Raw genomic sequence first — 17,644 nt, forward strand, 5'->3', positions numbered from 1 at the left:
CAGAGGTCATGATGACGCAGAACAGTGCCGACACCGTCGGCGCCAGGGGAACCGGCCGCGTGAAGCGCGGTCTGGCCGACATGCTCAAGGGGGGTGTGATCATGGACGTGGTCACGCCGGAGCAGGCGAAGATCGCTGAGGACGCCGGAGCCACCGCAGTCATGGCGCTGGAGCGGGTCCCCGCCGACATCCGCGCCGAGGGCGGTGTCTCCCGGATGTCCGACCCCGACATGATCGACGGCATCATCGAGGCGGTGACGATCCCGGTGATGGCCAAGGCCCGCATCGGCCACTTCGTCGAGGCCCGTGTGCTGGAGAGCCTGGGGGTGGACTTCATCGACGAGTCGGAGGTCCTCACCCCGGCCGACTACGCCAACCACATCGACAAGTTCGACTTCACCGTCCCGTTCGTCTGCGGTGCCACGAACCTCGGTGAGGCGCTGCGCCGCATCAACGAGGGTGCGGCCATGATCCGGTCGAAGGGCGAGGCCGGTACCGGGGACGTCTCCAACGCGGTCACCCACATGCGTACCATCCGTGCCGAGATCAACCGGCTGACGTCGATGGCCCCGGATGAGCTCTACGTGGCCGCAAAGGAGCTCCAGGCCCCGTACGAGCTGGTCCGCGAGGTCGCCGAGAACGGTAAGCTGCCGGTCGTCCTGTTCACCGCCGGTGGTATCGCCACTCCCGCCGACGCGGCGATGATGATGCAGCTCGGTGCGGAGGGCGTGTTCGTGGGGTCGGGGATCTTCAAGTCGGGGGATCCGGAGAAGCGGGCCCGCGCGATCGTGCAGGCCACCCTGAACTACGAGGACGCGGACACCGTCGCCTCGGTCTCCCGCGGCCTCGGTGAGGCGATGGTGGGCCTGAACGTCGACGAGATCCCGGAGCCGCACCGTCTGGCAGAGCGGGGCTGGTAGATGTCCTCCGCTCCACACGGTCAGGTGGCCGACGGCCGCCGGCCGCGTATCACCGACGTCCTCGATCTCGAGCAGATCGAGCCGGGTATCTTCCGTGGCCAGGTGATCCCGTCGGCGTTGTCACGGACGTTCGGCGGGCAGGTCGCCGCCCAGTCGCTGGTGGCCGCGACCAGGACCGTCGGAGCGGAGTACCGGGTGCATTCCTTGCACGGCTACTTCGTCGGCCCGGGCAACTCCGACCGTCCGACGGTCTATCTCGTCGACGAGGTCCGCAACGGCAGGTCCTTCCGCGTGCGTTCGGTCCGTGCCGTCCAGGACGGCAGGACGCTGTTCATCATGCAGGCCAGTTTCCACATCCGGGATGACCAGGGGCCGGAGCACTCCGACATGGTCCGGCGTGTCCCGCCACCGGAGGAGATCGCACCCGGGAACGCGGGCAATCGTCCGCTGGGACGCGCGTTCGCCAAGGACTGGGAGGACTGGGACATCCGCATCGTGCCTCCGGAACTGTGGGAGAAGAGCCCGGGGGCGGCGTCGCAGCAGGTCGTCTGGTTCAAGTCGAAGGTGCCGTTGCCGGACGACGAGAAGTTCCACATCTGCACGTTGGCGTACATGTCCGACATGACACTGCTCGGCTCTGCCCTGGTTCCCCACCGGGACGAGCCGGTGCAGGAGGCGTCACTGGACCATGCGATGTGGTTCATGCGACCGTTCCGCGCCGACGAGTGGCTGCTCTACGACCAGTCGTCGCCGTCCGCTCACGGGGGACGGGCACTGACCACCGGCCGGATCTTCAACCAGGCTGGTGATCTCGTCGCGTCGGTCACCCAGGAAGGACTGACCAGGACCCTCGCCGAGGGTAAGCAGTCCGTGCCGATCAAGACCGACCTGCAGGGACACTAGGTGAAAGACACTCCACTGATCGGTGTCCTCGCCCTGCAGGGCGGGGTCAGTGAACACATCCGTATGCTCGAGGACCTCGGCGCGTCCACGCGCCCGGTGCGTCGCACGGAGCATCTCGACGGCCTCGACGGCCTGGTCTTCCCGGGAGGGGAGTCCACCACCATGTCGAAGCTCCTCGAACTCGGCGGTATGCTCCACCCGCTGCGTGAGCGGATCTCCGCCGGCCTGCCCTGCCTCGGTACCTGTGCCGGGTTGATTCTCCTCGCGTCCGAGGTGCTCGACACCCGCCCGGACGCGCACTGCCTCGACGCCCTGGATGTCACTGTGCGGCGCAACGCCTTCGGACGGCAGGTCGACTCCTTCGAAACAGACCTCGAGGTCAGCGGGGTCACTGACGGGGGGCCGGCGGTCCATGCGGTTTTCATCCGCGCCCCGTGGGTCGAACAGGTCGGTGAGGGAGTGGAGGTGCTCTCCCGTGTGAACGACGACGGGCCGGCCCACGGTGCGGTGGTGGCGGTACGCCAGGGGCCGGTGCTGGGTCTGTCTTTCCATCCTGAGCTCACCGGCGATGCACGGTTGCACAGGTACTTCCTCGGCATGGTCGACGACCACCGGGCAGATCGGACCTGATGAGGTGCGCTTACCCGCCGGCGTGCCCCGGTGCACTATCATGGGTTCGTCAAGCACCCGACCAAGGGAGATCAGGTAGACGATGAGCGGCCACTCGAAATGGGCGACGACCAAGCACAAGAAAGCTGCGAATGACGCCAAGCGCGGTAAAGAGTTCGCCAAGCTGATCAAGAACATCGAGGTGGCGGCCCGCACCGGTGGCGGGGACCCGTCCGCCAATCCCACCCTCGACGACATGATCAAGAAGGCCAAGAAGGCCTCCGTGCCGAACGACAACATCGAGCGCGCCCGCAAACGCGGCTCCGGTGAGGAGGCCGGCGGTGCTGACTGGGAGACCATCGTCTACGAAGGGTACGGCCCGAACGGTGTCGCGGTGCTCATCGAGTGCCTCACCGACAACCGGAACCGCGCGACGACGGACGTCCGCACCGCCATGAACAAGAACGGCGGGAACATGGCGGACGCCGGGTCGGTGTCCTACCTGTTCAACCGCAAGGGCGTCGTCATCCTGGACAAGGGCGACAACACCGAGGACGACCTGCTCATGGCGGTTCTCGACGCGGGTGCCGAAGAGGTCAACGACCTGGGCGAGAAGTTCGAGGTCGTCTGCGAGCTGTCGGACCTGACCACGGTGCGGAACGCCCTGGACGCCACCGGAATCGAGTACGACTCCGCCGACCCCGACTACCGCGCGGACGTCGAGGTTCCCCTGGACGCGGAGGGTGCCCGGAAGATCTTCCGGCTCATCGACGTGCTCGAGGAGTCCGACGATGTCCAGGACGTGTTCACCAACATGGACGTCTCCGACGAGGTCCTGGCAGAGCTCGACGTCTGACCGTCGGACGTCTGACCGTCAGGCCCCGCCGAAGGGCGGGCCGACCACCAGCAGCGCGCCGAAGACGACGAGGACGACGACGGCGATCGCCGCCGCCGACGCGTAGGGGCGGCCGACGAGGACAGCGAGAAGTTTGTCCCCGGCGGGAGCGTCGGAGGATGCGTCGGTGCGCCACGCCCCGTCGAGGCCGCCCCGTCGTGCGACGGCTTTCTCGAAGGGGACGGTCGCGAAGGGGACCACCGCGGAGAACAGGCCCAGGATGCCCTGGCCGGCGCTCCAGCGGTTGTTGAGCCACACCAGGACAGTGACCACGACGAAGGCGAGGAACGCCAGACCGTGCACCGGGCCGGCGGCAGCGACGCCCGCGTCCGTGACGCCGGTGTACTTCAGGATCATTCCGAGGATCAGCAGCCCCCAGGTCACGGCTTCGATAATGGCGGTGGTCCGGTATATTTTCAGAGGAGTCATCGCCGGTCGATGGTACCCGACCCGGGTGCCCGAGTACTAAGCCATGAGCTCCCCGTGGTGGCCGGGGGACGGCGCGGCGACGGTGAATTTTCGCACATGTGTGCTATGTTCGTGCTCTGCGCGTCCCACGCGCCCTGTGCGGCGACGGTCGGCGACAGGTACCAACGGCGACAGGGAGGCTCGGGATACCGTGACACCGCGACCACGCACCGACGGACTGCTGGTGATGGGCATTGACCCGGGGCTCACCCGGTGCGGGCTGTCGGTGGTTCGCTCCGGTCAGGGTCGCTCGGTCGTTCCGGTGGCGGTCGGTGTCGTCCGCACCCCCGCCGACGCGGCTCTCCCGCAGCGGCTGCGCCGACTCTCCGAGGCGGTGGAGAGTTGGATGGACGACTACCGTCCGGATGTCGTCGCCATTGAACGGGTCTTCGAACGAGGGAACGTGTCCACCGTGATGAACACCGCTCATGCGGTGGGGGTGCTGATGCTCAGTGCTGCACGACGGGACCTTCCCGTCCACCAGTACACCCCCAGTGAAGTGAAGAAGGCGGTGTCCGGCAACGGACGGGCCGACAAACGCCAGATGACCAACATGATCACCCGTATCCTCGGGTTGTCGGAGCCGCCGAAACCGGCGGACGCGGCCGACGCGCTCGCCCTGGCCGTGTGCCACTGCTGGCGGGCACCGTTTGCGGCCGTGATCTCGGAGAGGAGAAACTGAACGTGATTGCTTCGTTGAGGGGCACCGTCATCGACAAGGGCCTGGACCATGTCGTCATCGAATGCGGCGGTGTCGGGTACCTGTGTCAGGCCACGGCACCGACGCTGTCGACGCTGCCCGGCGGGGAAGAGGTCTTCGTGCTCACCACGATGGTGGTCCGCGAGGACTCCCAGACGCTGTTCGCCTTCGCGGATGCGCCGTCGAGGGAGGTGTTCAGCCTTCTCCAGTCGGTGTCGGGTGTCGGTGCCCGCCTCGCGATGGGGGTGATGTCGGTGCTGACACCGGCGGACCTGGCGCGCGCCGTGGCAGAGGGCGACGTCAAGGCGCTCCAACGTGCCCCCGGGGTGGGGAAACGCCTGGCCGAGCGTATGGCCGTCGACCTCAAGGGCAAGCTCGACGGATTCGCCGAGGTGTTTGCCGGCACCGCTGCGGCGGGTGCGGACGGCGGGCAGGGGGCACCCCGCACCGGTGACACCCACCGGGAGGTAGTCGAGGCGTTGACCGGTCTCGGTTTCCCCGAACGTGACGCGGACAACGTCCTGCGTGACCTCGGTGACACCGACGGGCTCGACACGGCGACCGTGCTGCGGCGGGCTCTGGCACGGCTCGGCGGACGACGGTAGCGGCGGGAGGACTGGACGTACATGGGTGACATCGAACGCACCGAATTCGACACCAGCCCCGCGTCGCCGCGTCCGGGGCAACCTCAGGGCCTGCCCGGTGGCGACCTCGCGCCGACTCCGCAGCCCGGGGAGGGTGAGGCGGAACTGTCACTGCGGCCACGGTCGCTGCGCGAGTTCATCGGACAGCCCAAGGTCCGCAGTCAGCTGGAGCTCGTCCTCGGTGGGGCCCGGTCGCGTGGCGTCTCTCCGGACCATGTGCTCCTGGCGGGGCCTCCGGGCCTCGGGAAGACCACCATGGCGATGATCATCGCCCAGGAACTCGGGTCCTCGGTGCGGATGACCTCCGGACCCGCCCTGGAGCGCGCAGGCGATCTGGCGGCGATGCTGTCCAATCTCATCGAGGGCGACGTCCTGTTCATCGACGAGATCCACCGTATGGCGCGGCCGGCGGAGGAGATGCTCTACATGGCGATGGAGGATTTCCGCATTGACGTCATCGTGGGCAAGGGCCCCGGGGCCACGTCGATCCCCATCGAGCTGCCGCAGTTCACCCTGGTCGGAGCGACGACGAGGGCCGGCATGCTCACCGGCCCGTTGCGCGACCGGTTCGGGTTCACCGCGCAGATGGAGTTCTACGACACCGCCGACCTCACCCGCGTCGTGACCCGTGCAGCAGGGATCCTGGGGGTGACCGTCACCGACGATGCCGCGGTGGAGGTGGCGTCGCGGTCCCGGGGCACTCCCCGAATCGCCAACCGGCTGCTGCGCCGGGTGCGCGACTATGCCGAGGTGGAGGGCGACGGTGTGATCACCGTCGACGTCGCCCGCTCAGCGCTGGAGATATTCGACGTGGACGAACTGGGCCTCGACCGTCTCGACCGGGCGGTACTTGACGCCCTGGTCCGCGGACACAACGGCGGTCCGGTCGGGGTGAACACCCTCGCTGTCGCGGTCGGGGAGGAACCGTCCACTGTCGAGGAGGTGTGCGAGCCCTACCTGGTGCGTGCCGGGATGGTCTCCCGTACCCCACGCGGCCGCACCGCCACAGCGGCGGCATGGCGGCACCTGGGCCTCGAGCAACCGGCCGATAGGTGACAAAACACCTGTATGGCAGACTGGCGGCATGGAAATCATCCTTCTCATTCTCATCGTCGTGGTCTTCCTCGGCCTCCCGGTCATGTCGATGCGCAAGCAGTCCAAGCAGATCAACGAGATCAAGTCGTTCCAGTCACAGCTGGAACCCGGGATGATCGTGCAGATGACGTCGGGTATCCACGCGCGCATCTCGGAGGTCGGCACCACCACAGTCGACGTTGAGCTTGCTCCCGGGGTCACCACGACCTGGGACCGTAGCGCCGTGCTCAAGCTCGTGGAGGCACCGGACGAGATCGACACCGGCGATGACGTGGCCTCCGCCGACGACAGTTCCGATTTCGAGGACTTCGACACGGTGGCACCGTTCGAGGACAGGACCGACGAGTCCGATACTTTCGATTCCTCGGACGGCCAGGACGCCGCAGAGACTGACGGCAAAGACAACCCGGAGAGGCCCGGGGACTCCCCGAAGCCCTGACCACCGTCCCTTCCCACATGACACCGCCGAGGCCCCCGTTGCCAGACAGAGGGTCTAGACTCATTCGTCGACACGGCGGTGTTTCTTTTCTCATGTCTACATCGCCGACATCCCCGAGACTTCAGGAGTAACTCGAGTGAGTTCACAGGGCTCAACGGCCGCGCGGGCCAGAACCTGGCCCAAGAAGGCGCTTCTGCTCTTCATCGCCGTCGTGGTGGTCATCTACGGCCTCGTCTTCTTCACCGGAGACAAGAGCGCCACGCCGAAACTGGGCATCGATCTACAGGGAGGCACCAGGGTCACTCTGGTGCCTCAGGGCGAGCAGCCCACCAGCGACCAGCTCAACCAGGCACGCCGCATCCTGGAGAACCGTGTCAACGGTATGGGGGTCTCCGGTGCCCAGGTGGTCTCCGACGGTGACACGCTCGTGATCAGCGTCCCCGGTGAAGACTCTTCCGAGGCGAGGACGCTGGGCCAGACCTCCCAGCTCCTGTTCCGTCCGGTCATGCAGGGCGGTATGCCGGAGGACGGTCTGGACGGCGTCCTCACGGAGATGGCCGACCGGTGGGTGAGTACGGGGATCCTCACCGTCGACGAGGCGAACGAGAAGCTCGAGGCCGCCGCGACGACACTGGAGCAGATGGGGATGGAGACCGAGGGCGATGACCTGACCGTCACCGCCGAAGAGCCCGCCGCACCCGCGAACTCCATCGAGGAGGCGGACCGTCGGCAGGAGACCACCGAGGTGCTGCGCGACGACCGACAGTCCGAGGACACCAACGCCCAGATAGCCGCGTCGTTCCTGATGACGTGTTCCGAGGGAGTTGACCCCCTCGCCGGTGCCGACGACCCGGCACGTCCCCTGGTCAGCTGCAGCGACGGCCAGCCCATCCTGCTGGAGCCGGCACCACTGCTCAACGGTCAGGAGGACGAGGAGAACGGCACCCGTCTGACCGGTGACATGATCGACACCGACTCACAGATCTTCGGTGGGCTGGACTCGGAGTCCGGACAGATCAAGATCACCTTCCGCTTCAAGACCGGCGAGGCCACCCCCGGTGGCGAGACCTGGCAGCGTATCGGGCAGGAGTACGCCCAGCAGCAGGTCGCCATCACACTGGACAGTCAGGTCCTCTCTGCCCCGGTGATGCAGTCCCCGACGCCTCCCGGTCGTGACTCCGAGATCACCGGTGACTTCACCGAGAGCGAGGCCTCCGACCTCGCCAACAACCTGCGGTACGGTGCGCTGCCGTTGAGCTTCACCGGTGAGAACGGTGAACAGGGTGGCACCGCCGAGACGATTTCACCGACCATGGGCACCGCGTCCCTGCAGGCCGGCCTCATCGCCGGTCTCGTCGGCCTGGTGCTGGTGGCGATCTGGTCGCTGATCTACTACCGCGGCTTCGGCGTCGTGGCGGTGTTCTCGCTGATCGCCTCGGGCCTGCTGATCTACGGCGCGCTGGTGCTGCTGGGCAGGTGGATCGACTACAGCCTGGACCTCGCCGGTATCGCCGGTCTGATCATCGGTATCGGGACGACAGCCGACTCCTTCGTGGTCTACTTCGAGCGAATAAAGGACGTCATCCAACAGGGGCACAGTTTCAGGTCCGCGGTGCCGAGGGCGTGGAAGCGCGCCCGCACGACGATCATCACCGGCAACGTGGTGTCGATCGTGGCGTCGCTCGTGCTCTACTTCGTGGCTGTCGGCGACGTCAAGGGCTTCGCCTTCACGCTGGGACTGTCGACCGTCTTCGACGTGGTCATCGCGTTCCTGGTCACCGCTCCGCTGGTGATCCTGATGTCGCGCTCGGAGAGGTTCGCCTCGCCGAAACTCAACGGCCTGCGTTCCGCCTTCCGGTCGGCGGAACGGCGTCGTGCGGCTGATCTGGTGGCGGCCGGCCCGGCACCCGAGTCCGAGGCGCCCCAGGCGGATGACGGGCCCGACGGCCCGGAGAACGGGACCACGCCTCCCACGGCCTCGACTCACACCGGAAAGGACCAGTGAGCATGAACGCGACGACCGACACCACCCGCGCCGGCTTCTTCGAGAGAATGTACAACGGCGAGAGTGACTTCGCCTTCGTGGCCAAGCGCCGCCGTTGGTACTGGATCTACGCCCTACTGACGTTGCTGTGTTTCCTGGTGATCGCCCTGAAGGGCTTCACCCTGGGCATCGACCTGGAGGGTGGCACCAAACTCACGATGCCGCCGGCGAACGGCGCGACGGAGACCTCGGTCACCGACGTCGTCGAGGAGGCCACGGGAGTCACCCCGCAGTCCGTACAGACCGTGGGAACCGGCGACAACCGGAACATCGAGGTCGCCTCGGAACGTCTCTCGGACGACCAGATCCGTGAGGCGCGGGTCGCGCTCTACGAGGAGTTCCGGCCGGCGGACCACTCGGGCCAGCCGAGCCCCGACGCCATCAGCGACTCCACCGTCTCCGAGTCCTGGGGCCAGTCCGTGACCCAGCGGATGATCATCGGCATGGTGGTGTTCCTGGTCATCGTCTTCGTGTACATCACGGTCCGGATGGAGCGCGACATGGCGGTCTCCGCGATCGTCACGCTGTTGCTCGACGGCCTCTTCGTCGCCGGCATCTATTCGTTGGTCGGTTTCGAGGTGTCACCCGCCACCATCATCGGCCTGTTGACGATCCTCGCGTACTCGCTCTACGACACCGTCATCGTCTTCGACAAGGTGCACGAAAACACCCAGGACGTGCTGAGTTCGACCCGGTCGACGTACGGGGAGCAGGTGAACCTGGCGGTCAACCAGACGGTGATGAGGTCGTTGAACACCTCGCTGTTCTCGGTGGTTCCCATCGCCTCACTGCTGGTCGTCGCCGTCTGGCTGATGGGTGTCGGTACCCTCAAGGACCTCGCGCTCGTCCAGTTCGTCGGTGTGATCGCCGGTACGTTCAGTTCGATCTACTTCTCGGCTCCGCTGCTGGTGACGCTCAAGAGCCGGCAGAAGAAGATGGTCGAACACGACCGCAAGGTCGCACGGGCTCGTGAACTCGCCGCCGGGCGCGGTCCGTCGGCCCCGGCCGCAGCACCGGACGAAGCGGCTGGGGACGCACCGTCTGACGGAGCGGATGCTCCGCAGGGCCGCACCGTCACCCTGCCCCCACGGGCCAGGGAGGACACGTACGGCGGCGACGTCCACGACGGTCAGGACAGGGGCCGCACCTGGCGGCCCGGTATGTAGAGGAAGTCAGCGAAACGATGATGCAACGACTCCGCCGGCCGGCGGTCCTGCTCACAGCGACGGCACTGACCTTCGGGGTCGCGGCCTGCTCCTCCGACGACGGCGTGGAGGACGCGGCGGACCCGCTGTTCGGCTACGCGCTGCCCCGACCGATCGTCACACTGAACGCGGCGAGTTCCCTGGGTGCCGCCACGGACGCGGCGAAGGTGTCCGCGCGGCTGTATCCGGGCGCTTACCTCACCGGACCGGACGGACGACTCCTGCCCAACACCGACCTGGTGACGGCGACGCCCTCCGGTGACAACCCCGACATCGTGAACTACCGCATCAGCGACTCCGCCACCTACTCCGACGGAGCACCGGTGGTCTGCGACGACTTCCTCCTAACCTGGGTCGCCGCGAAGTACCCCGACCTGTTCTCCTCCGACCTGGGCCTCACCGCCCGGGTCAACGACGTCACCTGTGACGCCGGCGAACGGAACTTCACGGTGGAGTTCGACCGCGGGATGGGCAGTCGCTTCCGCGAGTTGTTCAGCGTGGGGGAGGTGCTCCCGTCGCACACCGTCGGAGAACGCGCCGGTGTCGACAGTGTCGTCGACGCCATTGATTCGGGCGCCACCGACCAGCTGGCCGAACTGGGGCAGGCGTGGGCGTCGACGTTCACCGTCGCCGAGAACGACCCGGCACAGGTGCCCACCTACGGGCCGTTCCGGGTGGCGTCCCGTGGCGACGACGGGTCACTGGTGCTGACCGTCAACCCGGAGTGGTCCGGCGTGCGCCCGGGGCTGGACGAGGTCGTCATGTGGTCGGGCCCGGGAGCTGGACTCGAGGGCCCCGATTTCGAGCAGCTGGCCGAGGACTACCGGCTCTACGTCGCCGACGTCCCGCCGGAGACCGATCCGGTGGCGGCGGGTCTGGCGGTGCCGTCCGACACATCCGCGGCCGAGGACCCGTCGGACACGGCAGGTGGTACGTCGGGGTCGTCGGCCCCGTCAGGTCCGTCCGAGGCATCCCCGAGTTCCACCGACGGGGCGGATCCGTCCGCCCGGGTGTCCGACGATGAACCCGACGAGGAGGGAATCAGGGCAGGGACCGACGAGACGGCGCCGGACCTGTCGGACGCCGACGAGGTGTCCGGCCGCTTCGCCGTCACCCGGGACTCCGGTACACGCGTTGACGGTCTCACCCTCGCCGACTCCGGCATCTTCGAGTCGAAGGAGAACCGTCAGGCGTTCGCACGGTGCGTCGACCGTGGTGCGCTGGCAGCCTCCGTGGAAGCGGAGTCGGGAATCACCGTCGACGAGGCGCCGTTCCGTATCCTCGCACCGGGCGTGAGCGCCGGTCAGAACCTGGGAGACGTCGCGGCGCGCAACAACAACACCGACACCGGACCGACGGCCGACAGGCTCGGCGGTTCCACGGTGCGGGTCGGCTACTTCGCCGATGTGGCCCGGTACGAGGCCATGGTCGACACCCTGGTCACCTCCTGCGCCGCGGCGGACGTGACCGTCGAACCCGTGCCGTTGGACGTCAACGACTTCGGTGACCTCGGGACCGACTACGACGTCCTGCTGGAGACGCGGTCCGCGTTCGGCCAGAACCCACGGGTGTCTCTCCCCGCCTCCGCCGGGGCCTCCGGCACGGCGACGGTCCGCCAGCTCCGGGACGCGGAGAACCTGCTGGCCGACGAGACCGCCACCATCCCGCTCACCGCAGAGCCCCGGTCCGTGGCGGTGGACCGCGGTCTGTCGAATGTCGTCGACAACCCCGGCGAGACCGGGATGAGCTGGAACATGGACCGCTGGGTGTCGCCGGACTTCCCCGCGTCGTCCGCACCGTCAACCACCACCGCAGAGGACAATCCGTGAGCGACTACCCGGACGCCAGGACCGCCCTGGCCGCCCACACCCGTCTGGTCCCTGATTTCCCGAGTCAGGGAATCATGTTCCAGGACCTCACCCCGGTGCTCGCCGACGGCGACGCCTTCCGCACCATCGTCACCGAGATGGCCGGGGTGTGCCGGGCCCTCGAGGTCGATGTCGTCGCAGGGCTGGACGCCCGGGGTTTCCTCCTCGGCTCAGCGGTGGCGCTGGAACTCGGGGTCGGGGTACTGGCCCTGCGCAAGGCCGGCAAGCTGCCTCCACCGGTGATCCGGCAGGAGTACGACCTGGAGTACGGTTCGGCGGCGCTGGAGATTCCGGCCGAGGGGCTCGACCTCCACTCCCGTCGGGTCCTGCTGGTCGACGACGTCCTCGCCACCGGCGGAACCCTCGTCGCCGCCCGGGCGCTCCTGGAGAACGCCGGTGCCCGCGTGGTCGGGGTCGCCGTGGCCCTCGAGGTGCAGGAACTTGAGGGAGCGAAACGTTTGGGGGACCTTCCGTTGTACGTGGTTTCCCGCGGACAGTAGGCTTGTCGTTCACACGCTGCACACAGTAGGAAAACGGTGAGGCATGACGAACGAGAAGAACTCGCTGTGGATGGCCGCGCGTATCGCGCGCAGCCTCACCGGCAAGAGCAGGATCAACCCGGTACTCGGCCCCTTGATCGCCGTGCACCGGCGGTACCACCCGAAGGCTGACGTCGAACTGCTCAACCAGGCCTACACCACGGCCGAACGGCTGCACGCCGGGGTCGTCCGCAAGTCCGGGGAGCCCTACATCACGCACCCGCTCGCGGTGGCGACGATTGCCGCGGAGATCGGCATGGACACCACCACCCTGGTCGCGGCGCTGCTGCACGACACGGTCGAGGACACGGACTACTCCCTGGACGACCTGACCCGGGACTTCGGCGCGGAAGTCACCCTGCTGGTTGACGGGGTGACCAAACTCGACAAGGTCGCCCTCGGTTCCGCCGCCGAGGCGGAGACCATCCGCAAGATGATCGTGGCGATGGCCCACGATCCCCGCGTCCTGGTGATCAAGGTCGCCGACCGTCTGCACAACATGCGGACGATGCGCTTCCTGCCGCCGGAGAAGCAGGCCAAGAAGGCCCGACAGACCCTCGAGGTCATCGCCCCGTTGGCGCACCGGCTGGGCATGGCGACGATCAAGTGGGAGCTCGAGGATCTCTCGTTCGCGATCCTGTACCCGAAGAAGTACGAGGAGATCGTCCGTCTCGTCGCTGACCGGGCCCCGAAGCGTGACCAGTACCTCGCCACGGTCATCAACGAGATCCAGTCGACGCTGCGTGAGTCACACATCACGGCCGAGGTGGTGGGCCGACCGAAACACTACTGGTCGATCTACCAGAAGATGATCGTGCGTGGCCGCGACTTCGACGAGATCTTCGACCTCGTGGGGATCCGCATCCTCGTCGACGAGATCAGGGACTGTTACGCGGCCGTGGGGGCGGTCCATTCCCAGTACCAGCCGATGCCGGGCAGGTTCAAGGACTACATCTCCCAGCCGCGGTTCGATGTCTACCGGTCGCTGCACACCACCGTCATCGGCCCGGACGCGAAGGTGCTGGAGGTGCAGATCCGCACGCACGAAATGCACTACCAGGCGGAGTACGGCATCGCGGCGCACTGGCGGTACAAGGAGACCAAGGGGTCGCACAAGGGCGACGCCGCCGAAGTCGACCAGATGGCCTGGATGCGTCAGCTGCTCGACTGGCAGAAGGAGGCCGCCGACCCCAACGAGTTCCTCGATTCCCTGCGCTACGACCTGTCCACGAACCAGATCTTCGTGTTCACCCCCCGCGGCGACGCGGTCACCCTGCCCACTGACGCCACCCCGGTCGACTTCGCCTATGCGGTGCACACCGAGGTGGGGCACCGGTGTATCGGTGCCAAGGTGAACGGAAAGCTCGTGGCGCTGGAGTCCCCGTTGAAGACGGGGGACAAGGTCGAGATCTTCACCTCGAAGGACGCTGCCGCCGGCCCGTCGAAGGACTGGGAGAAGTTCGTGGTGTCGCCGCGGGCCCGTAACCGTATCCGGGCGTGGTTCAACAAGGAGCGGCGCGAGGAGACGCTGGAGAAGGGCAAGGATGCGTTGGCCTCCGAGGCGCAGCGCACCGGGATTCCGCTGCAGCGTCTGGTCACGGCGTCAGCTCTGCGGACCGTGGCGACCCAGCTGTCCCGGGACTCCGTCGACGACCTCTACGACGCCATCGGCAAGGGCGGGGTCACCGCCGGGCACGTCGTCCACATGCTGCAGGACATCTACCAGGGCGACGCGGACGACGACGACTCACCGGTTGCCCCTGCTCCGGCGGTCCGCCGCACCACACCGCAGCAGTCGGTGCAGTCCGGCCGCGGGGACGGCTCGGGGGTGCTGGTCCAGGGCAACTCCGACTTCTCGGCGAAACTCGCCAAGTGCTGTACCCCGGTCCCCGGTGACGAGATCTTCGGTTTCATCACCAAGGGCGGAGGTGTGTCGGTGCACCGTACCGACTGCACCAACGCCGAGAAGCTGCACTCCGAGCCTGACCGGCTCATCGACGTGGCCTGGGCGTCCGACGTCCGCGACGCGGTGTTCGTGGTCACGCTGCAGATCGAGGGGCTCGACCGTACCGGTTTGCTCAGCGAGGTCACCCGCGTGGTCAGCGAGCAGAAGGTGCCGATCATCGCGACAAGTACCCATGTCGCAGAGGACCGGGTGGCGATGTGCCGTTTCACCTTCGAGGTCTCCGACACCAAGCAGCTGGGGTACCTGATGAACCAGCTACGCAATGTCGAAGGCGTCTACGACGTCTACCGGGTGACCACCGGAGGCTGAGCGAGACCGGGGAGGGCGGCCCCCGGGGGTCAGGCGTCGACGGTCGCGGTCTCGATGCGGACCTCGTCGACCGGGGCACCGTCGCCGTTGTTGTCCTGGTTCTCGCCCTCGTTCTCGTCGATGATCGTGTCGAGGGTGCTCAGTCCGTCCTCGGAGATGGTGCCGAAGATGGTGTAGCCGTTGGGCAGCTGCGTGTCGTCGTCGACGAGGAAGAACTGGGAGCCGTTGGTGTTCTCGCCCCCGTTGGCCATGGCGAGCACGCCGCGGGTGTACAGGCCCTCGTCCTCGACCTTCTCGCCGTCCTCGTTCCAGACGGGGTACTCGTCAGGGAAGGTGTAGCCCGGTCCGCCGGCGCCGTCGCCGGAGGGGTCACCGCACTGCAGGATCTTCATCCCGTCGTTGACGACGACCCGGTGGCAGACGGTGTCGTTGTAGTAGTCCTGCGACGCGAGACTCTCGAAGTTGTTGGCGGCGCACGGGGCCTGGGCGTAGTCCAGGGTGACGGTGATGTCACCCTTGTTCGTGGCCAGGGTGACGTCCGAGGTGCCGTCCTCACGCAGGTTGTCGGCATCCGGGGCGGTGGCCTCGCGGGCCGCCTCCCCGGACTCCGTGTAGGCGCAGTCGAGCGGCCCCTCCGGAGTCGCCTCCGTCGTCTCCTCGTTGAGGGCGTCGTCGGCGAGGGTGTCGGTCTCGTCGTCGCCTCCGCGGGTGGCGGCGAACCAGATTCCACCGACCAGACCGACCAGGACCACCAGGGTGGCCAGCGTGACCCCGAGGGGACGCATCTTCTCGCGGCGGGCCCGCGACTTGAGTTCCTTGTCGAGATTCTTGAGTGCCGCGTCGCGGCGGGAGGAGTTGTCGGACAAAGCTCCGTGGCCTTTCCCTTGTGCGTGGTCGAAGATCAACGGTCCCATTGTTCCACCCCGGGGCCGCGGACTCCACCACCGCGCCCTCCGACCGGCTGTGTGTTCCCCGTGGGTTTCCCGCCCGGATTCTCGGTAGGGTGGCTGCCATGGCGAATCTGACTGTGGAAGTACTGCCCACCGGCCCTTTCGAGACGAACTGCGTGCTGCTGCACGACGGAGCCGACGCAACGGTGGTGGACCCGGGGATGGGCGCCGCCGATCTCGTTGCCAGGGCGGTCCGGGACCACGGACTCTCGGTCAGCGGCATCGTGCTCACGCACGGCCATATTGACCATGTCCGTGATCTCGCCCGTGTCCAGGGGGCCTACGGTGCGCCGTCCTACATGCACCCCGCGGACACTGTCTTCCTGCAGCGCGACGTACTCGACGCGATGGGGCCGACCGGGGAGGCCCACGACGTGGCGTCGATGGACACCCCGGAGGCGCCCACCCCGGTGAAGGACGGCGACGTCCTGTCCCTCTGCGGCGTGGACTTCACGGCACACCACATGCCGGGACATTCACCGGGGTCGGTGATGTTCCGGGGCGAGGTGGACGGACGAGGGCTGATCCTCGGTGGCGACGTCCTGTTCCGCGGTGGGATCGGCCGGACCGACCTGCCGTTCTCCGAGCCGGCGGCGATGGTGGAGAGCCTGGGGCGGCTGGTGTCGGTTTTCGACGACGGCGACACGGTGGTGCCGGGTCACGGGCCGACGACGACCGTCGGCGCCGAAAAGAAGCAGAACGGGTTCCTGCAGGGGGTGGTGTGAGCCTGTCGGAGGATCGCTATAGTTGAGCCTCGTGAGTGACACCAGCAGCACCGGTTCCACCGGACAGGTCCAGACGTTCGCCGGCCCCAAGGGAGTACCGGACTACGTGCCGCCGGCGTCCGCGGCATTCCATGCTGTGCGGAGCACCTTCGAGGAGGTCATCCACAACTCCGGGTACGGTCACATCGAACTTCCGGTGTTCGAGGACACCGCCCTGTTCGCCCGCGGGGTGGGGGAGTCCACCGACGTGGTCTCCAAGGAGATGTACACCTTCGACGACCGCGGCGGCCGGTCGATCACCCTGCGCCCCGAGGGCACCGCCGGGGTGATGCGCTCGGTGATCGAGCACAACCTCGACCGTGGCCAGCTGCCGGTGAAGTTGACCTACTCCGGCCCGTTCTTCCGCTACGAGCGACCTCAGGCCGGGCGGTACCGGCAGCTCCAGCAGGTCGGTGTCGAGGCCGTCGGTGTCGACGACCCGACCCTGGACGCCGAGGTCGTGGCTCTGGCGGACCGTTGCTACCGTGCACTGGGCCTGTCCGGGTTCCGCCTGGAGCTGTCGACCCTCGGTGACGACACCTGCCGTCCGCAGTACCGGGCGAAGCTGCAGGAGTTCCTGCTGTCGTTGCCGTTGGACGAGGAGACCCGCCGTCGGGCGCAGATCAACCCTCTCCGGGTGCTCGACGACAAGCGCCCGGACGTCCGGGAGATGATGGTGGATGCCCCGCTGATGCCGGACAACCTGTCGGCCAGTGCCCGGGAACACTTCGAGACGGTGACCGGCACCCTGGATGACATGGGCGTGGCCTACACCCTCAACCCACGTCTCGTCCGCGGGCTCGACTACTACACCAAGACCTGCTTCGAGTTCGTGCACGACGGTCTCGGTGCGCAGTCCGGTATCGGCGGTGGCGGGCGGTATGACGGCCTGATGGCGCAGCTCGGCGGGCAGGACCTGTCCGGCATCGGCTTCGGGCTCGGCGTCGACCGCACGGTGCTCGCCCTGGAGGCGGAGGGAGTGGAGCCCACCACCGGCCGACGGGTCGACGTCTACGGTGTGCCGATGGGGGTGGACGCCAAGCGGCGGATGGCGGTCGTGGTCGACCGTCTGCGGCGAGCGGGAATCAGCGCGGACATGTCGTACGGCGACCGTGGCCTCAAGGGGGCGATGAAGGGGGCGGACCGTGCCGGTGCCCTCTTCGCCCTCGTCATCGGTGAAAGCGAGCTCGAGACCGGGACAGTCGTGGTTCGTGACCTGTCCACCCGGCAGCAGGAGCAGGTCGCTGTCGAGGATGTCGAACTCGTGGTGACCAAGGCCCTGACGACCGCGGTGGCCGAGGGCTGAGCCCGTTCCCGGGTCCGTCG

General features: G+C 67.4%; 17 protein-coding genes. 15 read left to right on the forward strand and 2 right to left on the reverse strand.

What is annotated here, in order from left to right; all coding sequences use genetic code 11:
- Positions 1–11: 11 nt before the first annotated feature.
- The 4 genes from pdxS to PQI66_RS02185 all read left to right on the forward strand — a co-directional run bounded on the left by pdxS (position 12) and on the right by PQI66_RS02185 (position 3,288).
- Positions 12–920 carry a pyridoxal 5'-phosphate synthase lyase subunit PdxS gene (pdxS, locus tag PQI66_RS02170; RefSeq protein ID WP_339995994.1) on the forward strand — a complete coding sequence of 303 codons (909 nt, stop codon included), beginning with the start codon at positions 12–14 and terminating at the stop codon, positions 918–920.
- Positions 921–1,823 carry an acyl-CoA thioesterase gene (locus PQI66_RS02175; protein ID WP_339995647.1) on the forward strand — a complete coding sequence of 301 codons (903 nt, stop codon included), beginning with the start codon at positions 921–923 and terminating at the stop codon, positions 1,821–1,823.
- Positions 1,824–2,453 (forward strand): pyridoxal 5'-phosphate synthase glutaminase subunit PdxT, encoded by a 630-nt coding sequence (gene pdxT, locus PQI66_RS02180; protein ID WP_339995649.1) that lies wholly within the window; start codon positions 1,824–1,826, stop codon positions 2,451–2,453.
- Positions 2,454–2,535: 82 nt separating this feature from the next.
- On the forward strand, positions 2,536–3,288 hold the full coding sequence (locus PQI66_RS02185) for a YebC/PmpR family DNA-binding transcriptional regulator (RefSeq protein WP_339995651.1): 753 nt from the start codon (positions 2,536–2,538) through the stop codon (positions 3,286–3,288).
- Between the two features lie 18 nt (positions 3,289–3,306).
- On the opposite strand, the gene PQI66_RS02190 is transcribed toward PQI66_RS02185, so the two are convergent.
- Positions 3,307–3,756: a DUF3817 domain-containing protein gene (locus PQI66_RS02190; protein WP_339995653.1), complete on the reverse strand. Its 450-nt coding sequence runs from the start codon at positions 3,754–3,756 to the stop codon at positions 3,307–3,309.
- Positions 3,757–3,982: 226 nt separating this feature from the next.
- Here PQI66_RS02190 and ruvC point away from each other — a divergent pair, with 226 nt between their 5' ends.
- From ruvC to PQI66_RS02235, 9 genes are all read left to right on the forward strand, one after another.
- Positions 3,983–4,477, forward strand: coding sequence for a crossover junction endodeoxyribonuclease RuvC (gene ruvC / locus PQI66_RS02195; RefSeq protein ID WP_339995996.1), 495 nt, complete (start codon positions 3,983–3,985; stop codon positions 4,475–4,477).
- 2 nt (positions 4,478–4,479) lie between these two features.
- Positions 4,480–5,100, forward strand: a complete 621-nt coding sequence (ruvA, locus tag PQI66_RS02200; RefSeq protein WP_339995655.1) for a Holliday junction branch migration protein RuvA — start codon at positions 4,480–4,482, stop codon at positions 5,098–5,100.
- A gap of 21 nt (positions 5,101–5,121) precedes the next feature.
- Positions 5,122–6,195, forward strand: a complete 1,074-nt coding sequence (ruvB, locus tag PQI66_RS02205; protein WP_339995657.1) for a Holliday junction branch migration DNA helicase RuvB — start codon at positions 5,122–5,124, stop codon at positions 6,193–6,195.
- A gap of 28 nt (positions 6,196–6,223) precedes the next feature.
- Positions 6,224–6,673: a preprotein translocase subunit YajC gene (gene yajC / locus PQI66_RS02210; RefSeq protein WP_339995659.1), complete on the forward strand. Its 450-nt coding sequence runs from the start codon at positions 6,224–6,226 to the stop codon at positions 6,671–6,673.
- A gap of 136 nt (positions 6,674–6,809) precedes the next feature.
- Entirely contained in the window at positions 6,810–8,678 is a 1,869-nt protein-coding gene (secD, locus tag PQI66_RS02215; RefSeq protein ID WP_339995661.1) for a protein translocase subunit SecD, read from the forward strand.
- Positions 8,679–8,680: 2 nt separating this feature from the next.
- Positions 8,681–9,883 (forward strand): protein translocase subunit SecF, encoded by a 1,203-nt coding sequence (gene secF / locus PQI66_RS02220; protein WP_339995663.1) that lies wholly within the window; start codon positions 8,681–8,683, stop codon positions 9,881–9,883.
- Between the two features lie 17 nt (positions 9,884–9,900).
- On the forward strand, positions 9,901–11,751 hold the full coding sequence (locus PQI66_RS02225) for a hypothetical protein (RefSeq protein WP_339995665.1): 1,851 nt from the start codon (positions 9,901–9,903) through the stop codon (positions 11,749–11,751).
- The gene (locus PQI66_RS02230) at positions 11,748–12,290 is read left to right on the forward strand and encodes an adenine phosphoribosyltransferase (RefSeq protein ID WP_339995667.1); all 543 of its coding nucleotides are present in this window, start codon (positions 11,748–11,750) and stop codon (positions 12,288–12,290) included. Before PQI66_RS02225 ends, PQI66_RS02230 begins: the two co-directional genes overlap by 4 nt.
- A gap of 43 nt (positions 12,291–12,333) precedes the next feature.
- A complete protein-coding gene (locus PQI66_RS02235) occupies positions 12,334–14,604 on the forward strand; it encodes a RelA/SpoT family protein (protein WP_339995669.1) in 2,271 nt (756 codons plus the stop codon).
- Positions 14,605–14,633: 29 nt separating this feature from the next.
- On the opposite strand, the gene PQI66_RS02240 is transcribed toward PQI66_RS02235, so the two are convergent.
- Entirely contained in the window at positions 14,634–15,470 is an 837-nt protein-coding gene (locus PQI66_RS02240; protein ID WP_339995671.1) for a peptidylprolyl isomerase, read from the reverse strand.
- Between the two features lie 146 nt (positions 15,471–15,616).
- Here PQI66_RS02240 and PQI66_RS02245 point away from each other — a divergent pair, with 146 nt between their 5' ends.
- Together PQI66_RS02245 and hisS are read left to right on the forward strand one after the other, a co-directional pair.
- Complete coding sequence (locus PQI66_RS02245; RefSeq protein WP_339995673.1) at positions 15,617–16,279, forward strand: MBL fold metallo-hydrolase; 663 nt, start codon at positions 15,617–15,619, stop codon at positions 16,277–16,279.
- A gap of 31 nt (positions 16,280–16,310) precedes the next feature.
- The gene (gene hisS, locus PQI66_RS02250; RefSeq protein ID WP_339995675.1) at positions 16,311–17,624 is read left to right on the forward strand and encodes a histidine--tRNA ligase; all 1,314 of its coding nucleotides are present in this window, start codon (positions 16,311–16,313) and stop codon (positions 17,622–17,624) included.
- Positions 17,625–17,644: the final 20 nt, after the last annotated feature.

Origin of the sequence: Corynebacterium sp. USCH3, from assembly GCF_037619475.1 — a bacterium.
GTDB lineage: Bacteria > Actinomycetota > Actinomycetes > Mycobacteriales > Mycobacteriaceae > Corynebacterium.